Source organism: Rhodococcus sp. FH8, assembly GCF_019266085.1.
GTDB lineage: Bacteria > Actinomycetota > Actinomycetes > Mycobacteriales > Mycobacteriaceae > Rhodococcus_F > Rhodococcus_F qingshengii.
Genome location: NZ_LPNQ01000084.1, coordinates 305,783 through 321,415, shown reverse-complemented (window position 1 = coordinate 321,415; position 15,633 = coordinate 305,783). Strand labels below are relative to the sequence as shown.

Sequence of the window (15,633 nt, the reverse complement as noted above, 5' to 3'; positions counted from 1 at the left end):
GTGAATCAACCAGCCTGAACCAACGAATTGATCAGCTTCACACCGTCTTCCGGGTGATCGACGGTCACGGCGAACAGTCGTCCGTTCTCGAGAGTGACCACGATGGCCTCACCCGAGCGGAGAGTGACGGCTGTTCCGCGCGGTGTCATTCGGTAACCCCATCCGCCCCATTCGGCCGGACGTATCGCGTCGACCGATGCGGACTTCACCTTCGAGATGGGGATCTTCTTCCATCGAACGCCCCAGGAACTGATGCCGACACTGTGACGGTCGACGCGCACGGTGACCGACGCGAATGCTGTGACGGCGAGGGTGGACACACCCAGGATCACGGCAACCCACCAATCCGAGTACGCGGCAGTCGCGATCACGAGAACTACGAGGCCGGCGGTAACGATCCACGGCCAGATGCTGCGGACCTGCCCGACCCACACTGCACGTTCGGAGGCCGTGAGTGGAGTGTCGAGCGTCGGGGTCGGCAGTGGCGACTCCGGGCCGCTTCGTTGCTGGTCAGGCAGCGCGTATGCCAGAACTCCTACGAGTACCGCCGCGATCGGCGCAAGAATCCACCAGCCGATGCGCGCGTCCTCCGGCGACCCGGCGTCGATCGTCAGGGCGACGCTCAGAATCCAGATCGTCGCCAGTGTCGCACTCGAGATCGAGGTTACGGCGAGAAACAAGGGCGCGTTGTCGCTCGAACGGGCCGCGACGACACACGCGCAAACGACTGCCACCAGTGAAATCGCCAGCGCGATGAAGAAAAAGGTCGTCGTGGTGCTGAACCCGTCCGGGCTTGATCCGGACCAATGGCTCGCGACGGTCTCGGGTAGGCGGTCACCCCACGCGAAGCGTGCGATAACCAGGATCAGGGTCGGGAGCAGAGTCAGCGAAGCTGCTGTCCAGAGTCGGATCTTGCTGGTCGTCATTGTGTGCTGGTCTCCTTGATGAGGTCGAGCATGTGCGCGGTGTCGAGTCCGAGATTTCGGGCTTGCCGTACGAACTCGCGCGCAGATTCGTTGAGAGCTGTTCTTCCCGAGTCGAATTCGGCGCGAATGACGGCGCCACGTCCGCGTCGGAGGTCGAGCAGGCCTTCGTCGCGCAGTGTTGCGTACGCACGAAGAACCGTGTGGAGATTGACGTCGATCGACTCGGCAAGGGCGCGAGCGGACGGCAGGCGGTCACCTGGTCCGATCTCACCGCGGATGACCGAGCCACGAACCCCGGCTGCAATCTGCTCCGCGAGTGGAGTTGTGGAGGCGTGATCTATTCGGACCAACATGTTTGCATTCTATGCAAACAATGCGCGGTTTGACTAATTCGTGTCGGGGGATGCAGCGAGTTGTGACGTGGGACGGGTAACATCGGCAGAGCTGAAAGACGCGCATTCGGCGTGCGCAACGCAGCAGGAAAGGGGCTTGAATCGCATGAGCGGCCACTCAAAATGGGCCACCACCAAGCACAAGAAGGCTGTGATCGACGCACGTCGTGGCAAATCCTTCGCGAAGCTGATCAAGAACATCGAGGTGGCGGCACGAACCGGCGGTGGCGATCCCACGGGCAACCCCACCTTGTACGACGCCATCCAGAAGGCGAAGAAGACGTCTGTTCCCAATGACAACATCGAGCGTGCGCGCAAGCGCGGCGCCGGTGAAGAAGCGGGCGGCGCAGACTGGCAGACCATCATGTACGAGGGCTATGGACCCAACGGCGTCGCCGTTCTGATCGAGTGCCTCACCGACAACCGCAACCGCGCAGCCGGTGAAGTTCGCACCGCGATGACCCGTAACGGTGGCAACCTCGCTGACCCGGGTTCCGTCTCCTACCTGTTTGCTCGCAAGGGTGTCGTCACGCTCGAGAAGAACGGCCAGTCGGAGGACGACGTCCTGATGGCTGTGCTCGACGCCGGTGCCGAGGAAGTCACCGATCTCGGTGAAACCTTCGAAATCGTCAGTGAGCCACAGGATCTGGTTGCCGTACGTTCGGCACTTCAGGAAGCCGGCATCGACTACGACTCCGCCGAAGCCGATTTCCGCGCTTCCGTCGAGGTTCCCTTGGATGTCGACGGCGCACGCAAGATCTTCAAGCTCGTCGACGCGCTCGAAGATTCTGACGACGTGCAGAACGTCTACACCAACATCGATCTTTCCGACGAGGTTCTCGCGGCTCTCGAAGACTGATTGTTTTTCAACTCAACCCGGTCCTGACGTCCGCGTCCGGGCCGGGTTGCGTGTTGATGCGGGGTAGTAGTCCCGCGCACCGCTAAGCTATCGAACAGCTGTTCGGTATGGAGAGGTGTGACAAGTGCGCGTGCTCGGAGTGGACCCAGGCTTGACTCGCTGCGGGTTGGGAGTGGTCGACGGGAGCAACGGCAGGAAAGTGCGCCCCATTGCGGTCGACGTGGTGCGGACTCCGGCCGAGATGGACCTCGGTTCTCGGCTTCTGCGGATCTCCGATGCGGCTGAACTGTGGATCGAGCAGTACAAGCCGGAGGTGGTCGCGATCGAGCGCGTGTTCGCGCAGCACAACGTCAGTACCGCGATGGGGACGGCGCAAGCAGGCGGAGTTGTCGCGCTCGCTGCCGCCAGACGCGGCATTCCGGTGTGTTTCCACACGCCCAGCGAGGTGAAGGCCGCCGTCACCGGCAGCGGTAACGCCGACAAGGCGCAGGTCACTGCGATGGTGACGCGAATTCTGAATTTGAAGACGGCGCCGAAACCGGCTGACGCTGCCGACGCTCTGGCGCTGGCGATCTGTCACTGCTGGCGAGCACCGATGATCGAGCGGATGGCCCGCGCCGAGGCGATGGCCGCTGAACAAATGCGTAAGTATCAGGCAAAATTGGCCGAGACGAAGAAGGCAGGTTCACGATGATCGCGTCGGTACGCGGCGAGGTACTCGATATTGCGCTCGATCACGCGGTCATCGAAGCGTCAGGTGTCGGCTATCGGGTCAATGCCACCCCGGTGACTCTCGGTGCGCTGCACCGGGGAAGCGAAGCGCGACTGTTCACGACGATGATCGTTCGCGAAGACTCGATGACGCTGTACGGTTTTTCCGATACCGAGTCGAAGGACCTGTTCAGCCTCCTGCAGACGGTTTCCGGAGTCGGACCGCGCCTGGCGATGGCAACTCTCGCAGTTCTCGAACCGGACGCGCTGCGGCGGGCGCTCTCGGAAGGCAACCTGACGGCGTTGACGAGGGTGCCCGGTATCGGAAAACGCGGCGCCGAGCGCATGGTTGTCGAACTGCGTGACAAGGTCGACGCCGTCGCGACGACGGCCGGCGCGGCGTCCGGTGTCGTCGTCGGCAGTTCGATCCGTGATCAGATCGTCGAGGCTCTCGAAGGTCTGGGCTTCCCGATCAAGCAGGCTGAGCAGGCCACGGATTCGGTTCTGGCGGAATCGCCCGAGGCCACCACGTCGGTCGCACTGCGTTCTGCTCTGTCGCTGCTCGGTAAGACTCGATGAACTTCGACCCGATCGACGATTTCGACGACGAGTCGCAGGTCTCTGCCGAATTGGTGGCGGGAGACGGTGATGTCGAAGCGAGTCTGCGCCCCAAGAGTCTCGACGACTTCATCGGTCAACCTCGTGTTCGCGAACAACTGCAGCTCGTGCTCACCGGAGCAAAACTTCGCGGCAGCACGCCTGATCACATCCTGATGTCCGGTCCCCCCGGGCTCGGCAAGACGTCGATGGCGATGATCATCGCGGAGGAGTTGGGCTCTTCTCTACGGTTGACGTCCGGACCGGCGCTCGAACGCGCCGGAGACCTGGCCGCGATGCTGAGCAACCTCGTCGAGGGCGACGTGTTGTTCATCGACGAGATTCACCGAATCGCTCGTCCGGCCGAGGAGATGTTGTACCTGGCGATGGAAGACTTCCGTGTCGACGTCGTCGTCGGTAAGGGGCCGGGTGCCACGTCGATTCCTCTGGAGGTTGCACCGTTCACGCTGGTCGGTGCGACTACGCGGTCGGGTGCGCTGACCGGTCCGTTGCGCGACCGCTTCGGGTTCACCGCTCACATGGATTTCTACGAACCCGAAGAGCTGCAACAGATTCTGATGCGTTCGGCCGGAATTCTGGGCGTCGATCTCGAAGTTGACGCCGGCGCCGAAATCGCACGACGCTCGCGGGGGACACCGCGTATCGCGAACCGATTGCTGCGCCGGGTTCGCGACTTCGCCGAGGTGCGCGCCGACGGAATCGTCACCATGGACGTCGCTCAGGCGGCCTTGGCCGTCTACGACGTGGACCAGTTGGGCTTGGACCGTCTCGACCGATCCGTACTGAGTGCTTTGGTGCGGTCGTTCGGCGGCGGGCCCGTCGGCGTGTCGACGCTGGCGGTGGCCGTCGGCGAGGAACCGTCGACGGTGGAAGAAGTGTGCGAGCCGTTCCTGGTCCGGGCCGGGATGATCGCCCGGACGCCGCGAGGACGTGTGGCTACCGCCGCTGCCTGGACTCAACTCGGAATGACACCGCCGCCGGATGCCGCAGCGGGCGGTATCGAGGTTCGTGTCAACGAACCGCAGGCCACGTTGTTCGATCCGAACGGCGAGTGAATTTCGACTGGAAAGGCCTACTTGAACGGCCGATCTGTCAGGAATCCTCAGCAACTAATGGCACACTGGTGTATTGCGTAGGTCCATCCGGGACCATCGCGGCGTAAAACGTGCAACACAACCGAGGTTGATCAACACATGTCGAGTTTGCTTTTCCCCCTCTTGATCCTCGCACTGCTGGTGCCCATGTTCCTGGGCATGCGCAAGCAGAAGAAGGCCTTGGCCGCGACTTCCGAGATGCAGGACTCGCTGCAGGTCGGCGATCGGGTGCAGACCACGGCCGGGCTCTACGCCACGATCGCTTCCCTGGACGACGACACCGTGGACCTCGAGATCGCGGACGGTGTCATCACCACCTGGTCGCGTCTGGTCATCCGTGAGCGCGTCGTCGAGACGACCGAGACCGACGAGTACGACGACGACTCGATTTCCGAGATCGAAGAGTCTGCTGCCGACACCGAAATCCGGCTCACCAAGGAGTCCTGACTTCGTCGACCTGGTACGTGTTCTAGAGTTGTGAACTCGGACACACGTCCAGATTGTCTTGTCCGCTCTTACACCAGCAGCTCAGTTCACCCCGTTGATCAATCGTTGCAGTTCGAACGCCGCAGCTCGGGTGGTCGTCGACCACCCGAGCCGTGCACTTACTGAAGCTCTGCACCTACCGAGGAGACTTAAAGATCGTGGCACCTTCCACCGGAACGGTGCATCCGGTCCGCTACCTGGCCCTTTTCGGGGTCCTGGTAGTGGCACTGTATGCCCTGGTGTTCTTCACTGGAGACAAGTCGGCCACGCCGAAGCTCGGCATCGACCTGCAGGGTGGAACGCGCGTCACGTTGACCGCTCGTACCCCGGACGGCAGCGCTCCCAGTCAGGACAGTCTCAAGCAGGCTCAGGAAATCATCGAGACCCGCGTCAACGGTCTCGGCGTTTCCGGTTCCGAGGTCGTTGTCGACGGTGACAACCTCGTCATCACCGTTCCCGGCGACGACAGTGCGCAGGCTCGCTCGCTCGGCCAGACCGCTCGTCTGTACATCCGCCCGGTGACGGGTTCGATCGACGTCGCCACCCGTGACGCGAATCGGACAGCTACGCCTGAGGCGCCGGCGGCCGAAACTCCGGCCACTGATGCACCGGCCCCCGAAGCACCCGCTGACGGGACGCAGACGCCGCAGAACCGTCCGTTCCTGGCTCAGGACCCGACTACTCCCGAGGCAACGCCCGCGCCGCAGACAACGACTCCGGCCCCCACCGGGGACGCGCCGAGCGACGGCACCGACGAAGGCGACGCAGCAGCAGCGGAAATCGCCGCAGCGCGCGCCCTCCGGCAGAGCAGCGATCCGACAGTGCAGCAGCAAGCAGTGGCGAACCTCGACTGCTCCGTCGCGGATCCGCTCCGTGGAAACGACGACCCGACCCTGCCGCTGGTCGCGTGCTCGCAAGACGGACTGAACATCTATCTCCTCGGTCCTTCGATCATCGACGGCCAGGAGATTGCCGACGCGTCTTCGGTCTTCAACTCGCAGCAGTCGCGCCACGAGATCAGCCTCTCGTTCAAGACGACCGGCAGCAACACCTGGGCCGAGTTCACCTCAGCCAACATCGGCAAGCAGGCAGCGTTCACGCTCGACTCGAAGGTCGTCAGCGCTCCCACGATTCAAGGTGCAACGCCTGCGGGTAGCGCCACCTCGATCACGGGCAGTTTCACTGCCGAGAGTGCCAAAGAACTTGCCAACACACTGAAGTACGGTTCGCTTCCGCTCTCGTTCGCAGCCTCTGAGGCCGAGACGGTCTCGGCCACGCTCGGCCTGGCCTCACTGCAGGCGGCATTGATCGCCGGCGCGGTCGGTCTCGTTCTCGTTCTGCTGTACTGCCTCGTCTACTACCGCATGCTCGGCGTCCTGACGGCGTTGTCGCTGATTCTCTCCGGAGTCATGGTCTACGCGATCATGGTTCTGCTCGGCAGATACATCGGCTTCACGCTCGACTTGGCCGGCATGGCTGGTCTGATCATCGGTATCGGTATGACCGCCGACTCGTTCGTCGTGTTCTTCGAACGCATCAAGGACGAAATGCGTGAGGGCCGTAGCTTCCGCTCGGCGGTGCCACGCGGTTGGGCAAGAGCACGCCGAACAATTCTTTCCGGCAACGCGGTGAGCTTCATCGCCGCTGCAGTTCTGTACGTGCTGGCGGTCGGACAGGTGCGAGGCTTCGCCTTCACCTTGGGTCTGACGACCATTCTCGACGTGATTGTCGTGTTCCTCGTGACGTGGCCACTGGTCAGCATGGCGTCCCGTTCGGCGTTCTGGTCCAAGCCCAGCGTCAACGGTCTCGGCGCAGTGCAAGAGGTTGCCCGCGAACGTAAGGTTGCCGCCGCTGCGTCGGCTAAGGAGACACGAGCATGAGCGAGTCCAACAACTCCCCGGTGGGGTCCACCAACAGTTCCGCCGCCGAGTCCGCCGATGCGGCGGCCCGGTCGGAGATCACCGACTCAGGCGTCGATCAGGGCGCGATGCCCAAGCACAGCTGGCTCTCGCGGTTGTACACCGGAACGGGTGCGTTCGAGGTCGTCGGCAAGCGTCGCTTCTACTACGGACTGACCGGCGCTCTGGTCGCCATTGCGCTGCTGAGCATCATCCTGCGCGGCTTCACCTTCGGTATCGATTTCGAAGGCGGATCACGCATTCAGTTCCCGGCCGAGGGCGGAGTCGAGACGTCGGCGGTGGAAACCGTCTACTCCGACACACTCGGGTTCGAACCGGTCAGCGTGCAGACAGTCGGCTCGGGTGCCAGCGCAACCGTGCAGATCCGGTCGGAGACGTTGAACGCGACGCAGATCAACGATCTTCAGTCGGCTCTCTTCGACGAGTTCCAGCCCAAGGACAAGAACGGGAACCCGTCGGCGCAAGCCATCAGTTTTGCGGACGTGAGTGAAACCTGGGGCGGCCAGATCACCAAGAAGGCGCTGATCGCGCTGATTGTGTTCCTGGTGATCGTGAGTATCTACATCGCCATCCGCTTCGAGCGGGACATGGCGGTAGCTGCGATCGTTGCGTTGTTCTTCGACATCATCGTCACTGCCGGCGTCTACTCGCTCGTCGGTTTCGAGGTGACGCCCGCGACGGTGATCGGTTTGCTCACCATTCTCGGCTTCTCGCTGTACGACACCGTGGTGGTGTTCGACAAGGTCGAAGAGAACACCCGCGGTGTTCTGCATCTGACGCGCCGGACGTACGGCGAGCAGGCCAACCTCGCGGTGAATCAGACCTTGATGCGATCGATCAACACGACGGTCATCAGCGTGCTCCCGGTGATCGCTCTGATGGTTGTCGCGGTCTGGATGCTCGGCGTCGGCACACTCAAGGACCTTGCGCTCGTTCAGCTCGTCGGCATCATCGTGGGTGCGTACTCCTCGATCTTCTTCGCGACGCCGCTCCTGGTGTCGATGAAGGAACGCTGGGGACCCGTTGCCGCGCACACTCGTAAGGTGCTCTCGCGCCGGGCTACGCTGGCCGAGAAAGGTACGCAGACGGTTGCCGTCGGCGCACCAGTTGCACGCCGTGCTCCGGTTGCTCCGCAGCCGGGTGCGCGGCCGACCGGAAAGCGAAACAAGAAGGGGCACTGAACATGCTCCCAAGAACACGCACACTGGTTCGATCGATGACGTTCGTTGCGGCCACCGCTGTGGCTGCGGGTTCGTTGGCGGCCTGCTCGGAAAGCGCCGAGCAGGTTCCGTCCATCGGATATGCCATCGACAACTCCATCTCCACGTACAACGCCAACACGACAGCTGGATCGGTGTCCGGGGCGATGGCCGCGTTCGGCCGGGTGCTTCCCGGCTTCACGTTCACCGGCCCGGCCGGAGCACCTGTCTCCGACACCGACATCGGAACGGCGTCTGAGTTGCCCGGTGACGTGCTCACGGTCTCGTACAAGCTCAATCCGGCGTCCGTGTACTCCGATGGGATTCCGATGTCCTGTGACGATCTCGTCCTCACCTGGGCGGCGTCGAGTGGCAAGTTCACCGAAGACGTCGATGGTGCCGTGAAGCCCATGTTCGACACGGCGAACAATCTCGGATACGCGGACATCGACCGGATCGACTGCCAGAGCGGGGCGAAGGACGCGACGGTGTTCTTCAAACCCGGGCGATCGTTCACCGATTGGCGGTCGTTGTTCGGTGCGACTGCGTTGATGCCTTCACACGTCGTGACGCAGCGCACGGGTGTCAGCGACGTGGTGAGCGCGGTGAATGTCGGTGACACCGAAGCGTTGTCGAAGATCGCGGACTTCTGGAACACCGGGTGGAACCTGACTCCAGGTCAGGTGGACACCTCCGTACTGCCCTCCGCTGGTCCGTATCGAATCGACTCGTACAGTACCGACGACGGCCTGGTGCTGGTCGCGAACGAGCGGTGGTGGGGCAACAAGCCGGCGACCGATCGCATCGTCGTCTGGCCACGTGGTGTGAATCTGACCGAGGATCTCGACAAGAACTCGATCGAGGTAGTCGACGTCGCTTCCGGCTCGGCTGGCGAACTCGGTACTCCGTCCGGGTTCGACGTCCAACAGATTCCGTCGCGGTCGATCGAGCAGTTCGTTCTCGCGACCTCTGGTTCGCTGGGCGACGAAGCCGCCCGTCGAGCGTTCGCGCATTGTGTTCCGCGTACGACTCTGTTCGAGAAGTTCGGGCAGACGGAGAATGCGCCGCAGGCGGGTTTGGGTTCCGGCGTGGTCGATTCGCGACTGATGGCGCCGGATTCACTCGTTTACAGCGACGCCGCTGCGGTCGACGGTGATCGGTACGCCAATGCCGACATCGAGGCTGCGAAGACGTCGTTGTCGGAAGCCGACCTCGACCAGTTGACCGTCCGGGTCGGGTACCTCGCACCGGACCCGGTGCGGGCGCAGATCGTCTCCGAAGCGAAAGCCGCGTGTGCTCCGGCGGGAATCACGGTCGAGGACGCAAGTAGCGACAGCTTCGATCCCGCGAGTCTGCAGAGTGGGGGAGTCGACGCCGTGCTCTCCGGCATGGCAGGCAAAGTCGGCGCAGGCGGAACAGCGAGCATGATCGACGCGCGCGGAGCGCTGCGATCGGGCAACGGCGCAAACCTCGGTACGTACGGAAATGCCAGGATCGATCAGATCATCGATCAGTTGAACGTGGATGCGAGCACGAGTGCGCAATTGGGACTCTCGGTGGAGGCGGAGAACATCCTGTGGACCCAGGTGCCTACGATTCCACTGTTCAATCAACTACGAACTGTCGCTGTAGCTCCAGGCATGTCGGCAGTGTTGGTCAATCCGACTCGGGCCGCTACCGGCTGGAACATGGACAGATGGGTACTACGCAGATGAGCGTCTCGAATGGTGTTGCCTTGCACACGACTGAAGAATTGATCGCAATCCACCGGGCTGCCGGGGACGCCGTTGTTCGGCTGACCCGCTGGGCGGACAACTTTCCCGGTCCCGGTGTTCGGTTCGCCGATCTGACTCCGGTGTTCGCCGACGCCGAGGGGTTCGGGGCCGTGCTCGATGCCCTTGTCGCCTGTGCTCCGGACGCCGACACGATCGCCGCCGTCGATGCTCGCGGTTTCCTGCTCGGTGCCGGTGCGGCCGCGAAGATGGGTGCGGGAGTCGTTGCCGTGCGGAAGGTCGGCAAACTGCCGCCGCCGGTGCTCTCTCGTTCGTACAGCCTCGAGTACGGATCCTCGACTCTCGAGATTCCCGCAAACGGCTTCGATCTCACGGGGCGGAATGTTCTGGTGATCGACGACGTTCTGGCTACCGGAGGGACACTCGAGGCGGCTGTACAGTTGGTCGAGTTGGGTGGAGCGAACGTCGTCGGCGTCGCAGTGGTGCTCGAGATCGAGGAACTGCGCGGTCGAGATCGCTTCTTGAAGTACCCACTGACATCACTGGTGAAGGTCTGAGTATTAAAGTTGTCTCCTGGGGGTCGAGTTAGACCTCCAGGGCAATTACCCGATGCAGGGCGGTTGCCTCAACCAACTCGGTGGTAGGAGGTGGCGACATGACGTCGAATCTTGATCGATCACAGAACTCGGGTGCAGTGTCGCAGGAGACGGGTGCAGTTCCGGCTCCGGAGACGACACCATCGAAGTCCGCGGTGCCCGACGATTCGGGATCTGCGCAAACTACCGGCAATCGGGGTGGGCAGAATCTGGCCGTGCCCGCTTCCGCCTCCCGTAGGGTGCGCGCTCGGCTTGCTCGACGCATCACCGGTCAGCGCAACGCCACCATCCGCCCGGTGCTCGAGCCGTTGGTCAGCCTCCACCGTGAGCTGTATCCGAAGGCCGACCTCGCGCTGCTCCAGCGTGCGTACGACGTCGCCGAGGACAGACATTCGAGCCAGCGGCGCAAGTCCGGCGATCCGTACATCACGCATCCGTTGGCCGTCGCAAGCATTCTGGCCGAGTTGGGTATGGACACCACCACCCTCGTCGCAGCCCTGCTGCACGACACCGTCGAGGACACCGGGTACTCACTCGAAGAGTTGACCAAGGACTTCGGTGACGAGGTCGCTCACCTCGTCGACGGCGTCACCAAACTCGACAAGGTCGTTCTGGGCACCGCCGCCGAGGGCGAAACCATCCGCAAGATGATCATCGCGATGGCGCGGGACCCGCGCGTGCTCGTGATCAAGGTCGCGGATCGTCTGCACAACATGCGCACGATGCGATTCCTGCCGCCAGAAAAGCAGGCACGTAAGGCGCGAGAGACTCTCGAAGTCATTGCGCCACTTGCACATCGACTTGGAATGGCGACCGTCAAGTGGGAACTCGAGGACCTCTCATTCGCCATCTTGCACCCGAAGAAGTATGACGAGATCGTTCGACTGGTCGCCGATCGCGCGCCTTCTCGTGACACCTATCTGGCCAAGGTTCGCGCCGAGATCAACTCGACCCTGTCCGCCTCGCGGATCAACGCCATCGTCGAAGGCAGGCCCAAGCATTACTGGTCGATCTATCAGAAGATGATCGTCAAGGGCCGCGATTTCGACGACATCCACGATCTGGTCGGCGTCCGCATCCTGTGTGAAGAAGTGCGTGACTGTTACGCCGCGGTCGGCGTTGTCCACTCACTGTGGCAGCCGATGGCCGGACGCTTCAAGGACTACATCGCACAGCCGCGCTACGGCGTCTACCAGTCGCTGCACACCACCGTCGTGGGACCGGAAGGCAAGCCCCTGGAGGTCCAGATCCGGACCCAGGACATGCACCGGACCGCGGAGTTCGGTATCGCCGCGCACTGGCGGTACAAGGAGACCAAGGGCAAGCACGCGGGCGACATCGCCGAGGTCGACGACATGGCGTGGATGCGTCAGCTACTCGACTGGCAACGTGAAGCGGCCGATCCGGGGGAGTTCCTCGAATCGTTGCGTTACGACCTCGCGGTCAAGGAGATCTTCGTCTTCACGCCGAAGGGCGACGTCATCACGTTGCCTGCCGGATCGACCCCCGTCGATTTCGCGTATGCGGTGCACACCGAGGTCGGGCACCGATGCATCGGTGCCAGGGTCAACGGCCGACTGGTCGCGCTGGAACGAACTCTCGAAAACGGCGAAGTGGTGGAGGTCTTCACGTCGAAGGCTGCCACCGCCGGGCCGAGCCGAGATTGGCAGACGTTTGTCGTCTCGCCGCGTGCCAAGGCGAAGATCCGTCAGTGGTTCGCGAAGGAACGCCGCGAGGAGGCGCTCGAGTCCGGCAAGGATCAGATCGCGAAGGAGGTCCGCCGTGTGGGACTTCCGTTGCAGCGGTTGATGAACGCCGAATCGATGAGCACGATCGCGCACGAACTTCGCTATCCCGACGTCTCGGCGTTGTACACGGCCGTAGGCGAGAGTCAGGTGTCGGCGCACCACGTCGTGCAGCGACTGGTTGCTCATCTGGGCGGCGTCGGCGCAGTCGAGGAGGAACTGGCCGAGCGTTCGACACCGTCGACCATGCCGGTGCGCACCCGCAGTACGGGTGACTCCGGAATTCTGGTTCCCGGAGCACCGGGCACGGTGGCAAAACTCGCGAAGTGTTGCACGCCGGTACCGGGCGATTCGATTCTGGGCTTCGTCACGCGTGGCGGCGCGGTCAGCGTGCACCGTACCGACTGCACCAACGCCAACTCGCTCCACGATCAGTCGGAGCGAATCATCGACGTCGAATGGGCACCGTCAGCGACATCGGTGTTCCTGGTCGCGATCCAGATCGAGGCACTCGATCGTCATCGGTTGCTTTCCGACGTCACCAAGGCGTTGGCAGACGAGAAGGTGAACATCCTGTCGGCCTCGGTCACCACGTCCGGCGACCGGGTGGCGATCAGCAAGTTCACCTTCGAGATGGGCGACCCGAAGCACTTGGGTCATGTTCTCAACGTGGTTCGTAACGTGGAAGGCGTCTACGACGTCTACCGCGTGACCTCTGCCTCGTAAACTGCTGTGCGCCTTTATTAACCGCGGGCGGTTAATAAAGGCGCACAGGTGGTCAGGCGACTACTGCAGTCTCGATGGTGATCGGGGTGTTGGGTGCACCGCCGCCGGTTGCTCCCATGCCACCGTCGTCGCCGTCGGCCGCGATCTTCTCGATCGTCGCCAGGCCGGCGTCGTCGATCTTTCCGAAGACCGTGTAGTTGGGCGGCAAGACCGAATCCTCGTAGACGAGGAAGAACTGACTGCCGTTGCTGCCCGGTTTACCCGAGTTGGCCATTGCCAGCGTGCCGCGGGGGTAGACGGCAGGCAAGGAGAGTGCCGGATCGTTAGCCGGGTAGGCAGTGGTCGGGTACTCGTTGTCGAAGCCGTAGCCCGGTCCGCCCGTGCCCTTGCCCGAGGGATCGCCGCACTGCAGGATCTGTAGACCGGGTGTGGTGACGAGTCGATGGCACGGGGTGTCGTCGAAGTACTTCTGCTCGGTCAAGCTCACGATGCTGTTGACCGTGCAGGGGGCTTCCGCCCGGTTCAGTTCCATCCCGATCGGGCCGGCCGTAGTCGTGAGCGCGACGTTGACGGTTCCCTCGGTGGACACACCCGTGGAGTTCGGCGGATTGACGGTTTTTGCTGCACCCGCCGCGCTCGGGTACGAGCAGTCGACGGTCGCCGAGGCCGGAGTCGGGACAGGCGGGAGTGCGTCGAACTGTGACATGTCGAGCGGCGGCATGGCAGCCGTTGTCGTCTTCGCCTTGGAGGTGCTGGACGGCGAGTCCGAGCTACCGGAATCACTGGAACAACCAGCCAGAAGCAGCGCCGCGGCGCTTGCGGCGGCAATAACTACAGGAAAGCGCATCACAGGATTACGTCGCATCAGTCGAGCCTTACTGTCTTGATGTCGGTGGTCAGATTCGGCTTGCCGTCACCCTCTGGCGTCGATCCGCCGGCCGCGACCTTGTCCAAAGTGGCGAGCCCGGTTTCGTCGATCGTGCCGAAAACCGTGTACTGCGGGGGGAGTTGTGAGTCGCCGTAGACGAGGAAGAACTGGCTGCCGTTGCTACCGGGTGCCCCGGTGTTGGCCATCGCAACCGTGCCGCGCGCGTAGGTGACGGGCTCCTGCGCTGCCGGGTCGGTGGTGGAATACGCCGTGGTGGGGAATTCGTTGTCGAAGCCGTAGCCCGGTCCGCCGGTGCCGGTGCCCGACGGGTCACCGCACTGCAGCACCTGGAGCGAGGGGCTCGTCGTCATGCGGTGGCAGGTGGTGTCGTTGAAGTAGTCCTGCTGCGCCAAGCTCACGAAGCTGTTGACCGTGCACGGAGACTTCGTTCCGTCGAGTGTGAGCCCGATGTTTCCCTGCGAGGTCTCGACGCTGATGCTCGGCGTCGCGTCCGGCGCGGTGGTGGGAATCCCGTCGGTACGAGGAGGGTTGTTGGCCTTGGACGCGGTAGCGCCGTCGGCTGGATACGAGCAGGAGACCGTGTCGGCCAGTGGCGTCGACAGACCGGCCGGCATTGCACCCGCGGTCTGTGGCGTGAGGCTCGAGTCGTCGGCAGCAGTGTTGGTGGTGTTCGCGTCGTCGTCACTGCGATTGCTCAGCCAGATGAGTCCACCGACGACGCCGACTACGACGACCACGCCGAGCGCAGTTCCGGCTATCGTCATCTGCTTGCGCTTGCGGGCACGTTCTGCGCGACGTTCGAGCTGACGCTCGAGCTTGCGTTTCGCCGCCTCGCGGCGTTGCTCGTTACTCGGCACTGCTGTAGTCCTCCGTATCGCGGGTGGATCGTGGTCGGCCGGCCGAGCGACACCCTGGGGGTCGGCTTCGGCAAGCGGCTCTACTCGTCGTCAGAGTCTCCCATTGCAACCTGAGAACTTACTGGCGGGGCAGCAGCTTAGGCTGTAACCGACACCGTGTTGTTTGTTTCCACCCTTCGAAGAGGAGTTGCCCCCGTGCTCGTCACTGGTTTTCCGGCCGGGATGTTCCAAACCAACTGCTACATACTCGCTCAGGACGACGCGTGCGAGTGCGTAGTCGTAGATCCGGGTCAGGATGCAGCTGAGCCGCTCTTCGAATATCTGGACTCCAAGGACATGTCGGTCATGGCGGTCCTCCTGACGCACGGTCATCTCGATCACGTGTGGTCGGCCCGCGAGGTCTGTGAGCGGTATTCCGTACCCGCGTACATCCATCCCGAGGATCGCTACATGCTCAGCGATCCGGCACGGGGGATCGGCCCGACGATGAAGGAATTCATTCAAGGCATGACGTTCGTGGAGCCGGACGAGGTGATCGAACTGGCCGACGGAGACAAGATCACCGAGGCCGGAATGACGTTCGTCGTGGACCACACACCCGGGCACACGCAGGGATCGGTGGTGTTCCGCACCCAGGCGAACACCGAGAGCGGGCCCGTGGATTTGGCGTTCACCGGTGACACCCTGTTCCAGGGTTCCATCGGGCGCAGCGACCTGCCCGGCGGAAATCACGAGCAGTTGCTCGCTTCGATCGCCCGCAAGCTATTGGTACTCGGTGACGAGACAGTGGTCCTGCCCGGGCACGGCGGCAACAGTTCGATCGGCGCCGAGCGAAGCTCGAATCCGTTTCTCGTTGGACTCAGCGCACAAGAATAAGGAAAAG

General features: G+C 63.0%; 15 protein-coding genes. 11 read left to right on the top strand and 4 right to left on the bottom strand.

Annotated features, from left to right (window positions below; all coding sequences use genetic code 11):
- Positions 1 to 5: 5 nt before the first annotated feature.
- Together ATN38_RS31935 and ATN38_RS31930 are read right to left on the bottom strand one after the other, a co-directional pair.
- Positions 6 to 926: a hypothetical protein gene (locus ATN38_RS31935; RefSeq protein WP_218749366.1), complete on the bottom strand. Its 921-nt coding sequence runs from the start codon at positions 924 to 926 to the stop codon at positions 6 to 8.
- Positions 923 to 1,279 carry a GntR family transcriptional regulator gene (locus tag ATN38_RS31930; RefSeq protein WP_030536855.1) on the bottom strand — a complete coding sequence of 119 codons (357 nt, stop codon included), beginning with the start codon at positions 1,277 to 1,279 and terminating at the stop codon, positions 923 to 925. The genes ATN38_RS31935 and ATN38_RS31930 overlap by 4 nt, the downstream gene beginning before the upstream one ends.
- A 145-nt stretch (positions 1,280 to 1,424) precedes the next feature.
- Between ATN38_RS31930 and ATN38_RS31925 the strand changes: the two genes are divergently transcribed.
- The 10 genes from ATN38_RS31925 (at position 1,425) to ATN38_RS31880 (ending at position 13,004) form a co-directional block, all read left to right on the top strand.
- Positions 1,425 to 2,177, top strand: a complete 753-nt coding sequence (locus tag ATN38_RS31925) for a YebC/PmpR family DNA-binding transcriptional regulator (protein WP_007732951.1) — start codon at positions 1,425 to 1,427, stop codon at positions 2,175 to 2,177.
- A 124-nt stretch (positions 2,178 to 2,301) separates the two neighbouring features.
- Positions 2,302 to 2,871 (top strand): crossover junction endodeoxyribonuclease RuvC, encoded by a 570-nt coding sequence (gene ruvC, locus ATN38_RS31920; protein ID WP_003943325.1) that lies wholly within the window; start codon positions 2,302 to 2,304, stop codon positions 2,869 to 2,871.
- Complete coding sequence (ruvA, locus tag ATN38_RS31915; protein WP_007732953.1) at positions 2,868 to 3,467, top strand: Holliday junction branch migration protein RuvA; 600 nt, start codon at positions 2,868 to 2,870, stop codon at positions 3,465 to 3,467. The genes ruvC and ruvA overlap by 4 nt, the downstream gene beginning before the upstream one ends.
- Positions 3,464 to 4,561: a Holliday junction branch migration DNA helicase RuvB gene (gene ruvB / locus ATN38_RS31910; RefSeq protein ID WP_218749365.1), complete on the top strand. Its 1,098-nt coding sequence runs from the start codon at positions 3,464 to 3,466 to the stop codon at positions 4,559 to 4,561. The genes ruvA and ruvB overlap by 4 nt, the downstream gene beginning before the upstream one ends.
- 138 nt (positions 4,562 to 4,699) lie before the next feature.
- Entirely contained in the window at positions 4,700 to 5,047 is a 348-nt protein-coding gene (gene yajC, locus ATN38_RS31905) for a preprotein translocase subunit YajC (protein WP_003943339.1), read from the top strand.
- Between the two features lie 197 nt (positions 5,048 to 5,244).
- Positions 5,245 to 6,966, top strand: coding sequence for a protein translocase subunit SecD (secD, locus tag ATN38_RS31900; RefSeq protein ID WP_007732956.1), 1,722 nt, complete (start codon positions 5,245 to 5,247; stop codon positions 6,964 to 6,966).
- Entirely contained in the window at positions 6,963 to 8,186 is a 1,224-nt protein-coding gene (secF, locus tag ATN38_RS31895) for a protein translocase subunit SecF (protein ID WP_007732958.1), read from the top strand. Before secD ends, secF begins: the two co-directional genes overlap by 4 nt.
- Before the next feature lie 2 nt (positions 8,187 to 8,188).
- The gene (locus ATN38_RS31890; protein WP_218749364.1) at positions 8,189 to 9,919 is read left to right on the top strand and encodes an ABC transporter substrate-binding protein; all 1,731 of its coding nucleotides are present in this window, start codon (positions 8,189 to 8,191) and stop codon (positions 9,917 to 9,919) included.
- Positions 9,916 to 10,494, top strand: coding sequence for an adenine phosphoribosyltransferase (locus ATN38_RS31885; RefSeq protein ID WP_007732962.1), 579 nt, complete (start codon positions 9,916 to 9,918; stop codon positions 10,492 to 10,494). Before ATN38_RS31890 ends, ATN38_RS31885 begins: the two co-directional genes overlap by 4 nt.
- A gap of 98 nt (positions 10,495 to 10,592) precedes the next feature.
- Positions 10,593 to 13,004, top strand: coding sequence for a bifunctional (p)ppGpp synthetase/guanosine-3',5'-bis(diphosphate) 3'-pyrophosphohydrolase (locus tag ATN38_RS31880; protein WP_003943344.1), 2,412 nt, complete (start codon positions 10,593 to 10,595; stop codon positions 13,002 to 13,004).
- Between the two features lie 52 nt (positions 13,005 to 13,056).
- Here ATN38_RS31880 and ATN38_RS31875 read toward each other — a convergent pair whose 3' ends face one another.
- The gene (locus ATN38_RS31875; protein ID WP_370333875.1) at positions 13,057 to 13,869 is read right to left on the bottom strand and encodes a peptidylprolyl isomerase; all 813 of its coding nucleotides are present in this window, start codon (positions 13,867 to 13,869) and stop codon (positions 13,057 to 13,059) included.
- Positions 13,869 to 14,750, bottom strand: coding sequence for a peptidylprolyl isomerase (locus ATN38_RS31870; protein ID WP_003943303.1), 882 nt, complete (start codon positions 14,748 to 14,750; stop codon positions 13,869 to 13,871). Before ATN38_RS31870 ends, ATN38_RS31875 begins: the two co-directional genes overlap by 1 nt.
- Positions 14,751 to 14,945: 195 nt before the next feature.
- Between ATN38_RS31870 and ATN38_RS31865 the strand changes: the two genes are divergently transcribed.
- Positions 14,946 to 15,626 carry an MBL fold metallo-hydrolase gene (locus ATN38_RS31865; protein WP_065455700.1) on the top strand — a complete coding sequence of 227 codons (681 nt, stop codon included), beginning with the start codon at positions 14,946 to 14,948 and terminating at the stop codon, positions 15,624 to 15,626.
- Positions 15,627 to 15,633 lie beyond the last annotated feature (7 nt).

Bases quoted from the DNA above. Each gene is read 5' to 3' on its own strand.
- ATN38_RS31935 (WP_218749366.1), bottom strand. From the start codon at position 926: ATGACGACCAGCAAGATCCGACTCTGGACAGCAGCTTCGCTGACTCTG.
- ATN38_RS31930 (WP_030536855.1), bottom strand. From the start codon at position 1,279: ATGTTGGTCCGAATAGATCACGCCTCCACAACTCCACTCGCGGAGCAG.
- ATN38_RS31925 (WP_007732951.1), top strand. From the start codon at position 1,425: ATGAGCGGCCACTCAAAATGGGCCACCACCAAGCACAAGAAGGCTGTG.
- ruvA (WP_007732953.1), top strand. From the start codon at position 2,868: ATGATCGCGTCGGTACGCGGCGAGGTACTCGATATTGCGCTCGATCAC.
- ruvB (WP_218749365.1), top strand. From the start codon at position 3,464: ATGAACTTCGACCCGATCGACGATTTCGACGACGAGTCGCAGGTCTCT.
- yajC (WP_003943339.1), top strand. From the start codon at position 4,700: ATGTCGAGTTTGCTTTTCCCCCTCTTGATCCTCGCACTGCTGGTGCCC.
- secF (WP_007732958.1), top strand. From the start codon at position 6,963: ATGAGCGAGTCCAACAACTCCCCGGTGGGGTCCACCAACAGTTCCGCC.
- ATN38_RS31890 (WP_218749364.1), top strand. From the start codon at position 8,189: ATGCTCCCAAGAACACGCACACTGGTTCGATCGATGACGTTCGTTGCG.
- ATN38_RS31885 (WP_007732962.1), top strand. From the start codon at position 9,916: ATGAGCGTCTCGAATGGTGTTGCCTTGCACACGACTGAAGAATTGATC.
- ATN38_RS31880 (WP_003943344.1), top strand. From the start codon at position 10,593: ATGACGTCGAATCTTGATCGATCACAGAACTCGGGTGCAGTGTCGCAG.
- ATN38_RS31875 (WP_370333875.1), bottom strand. From the start codon at position 13,869: ATGCGACGTAATCCTGTGATGCGCTTTCCTGTAGTTATTGCCGCCGCA.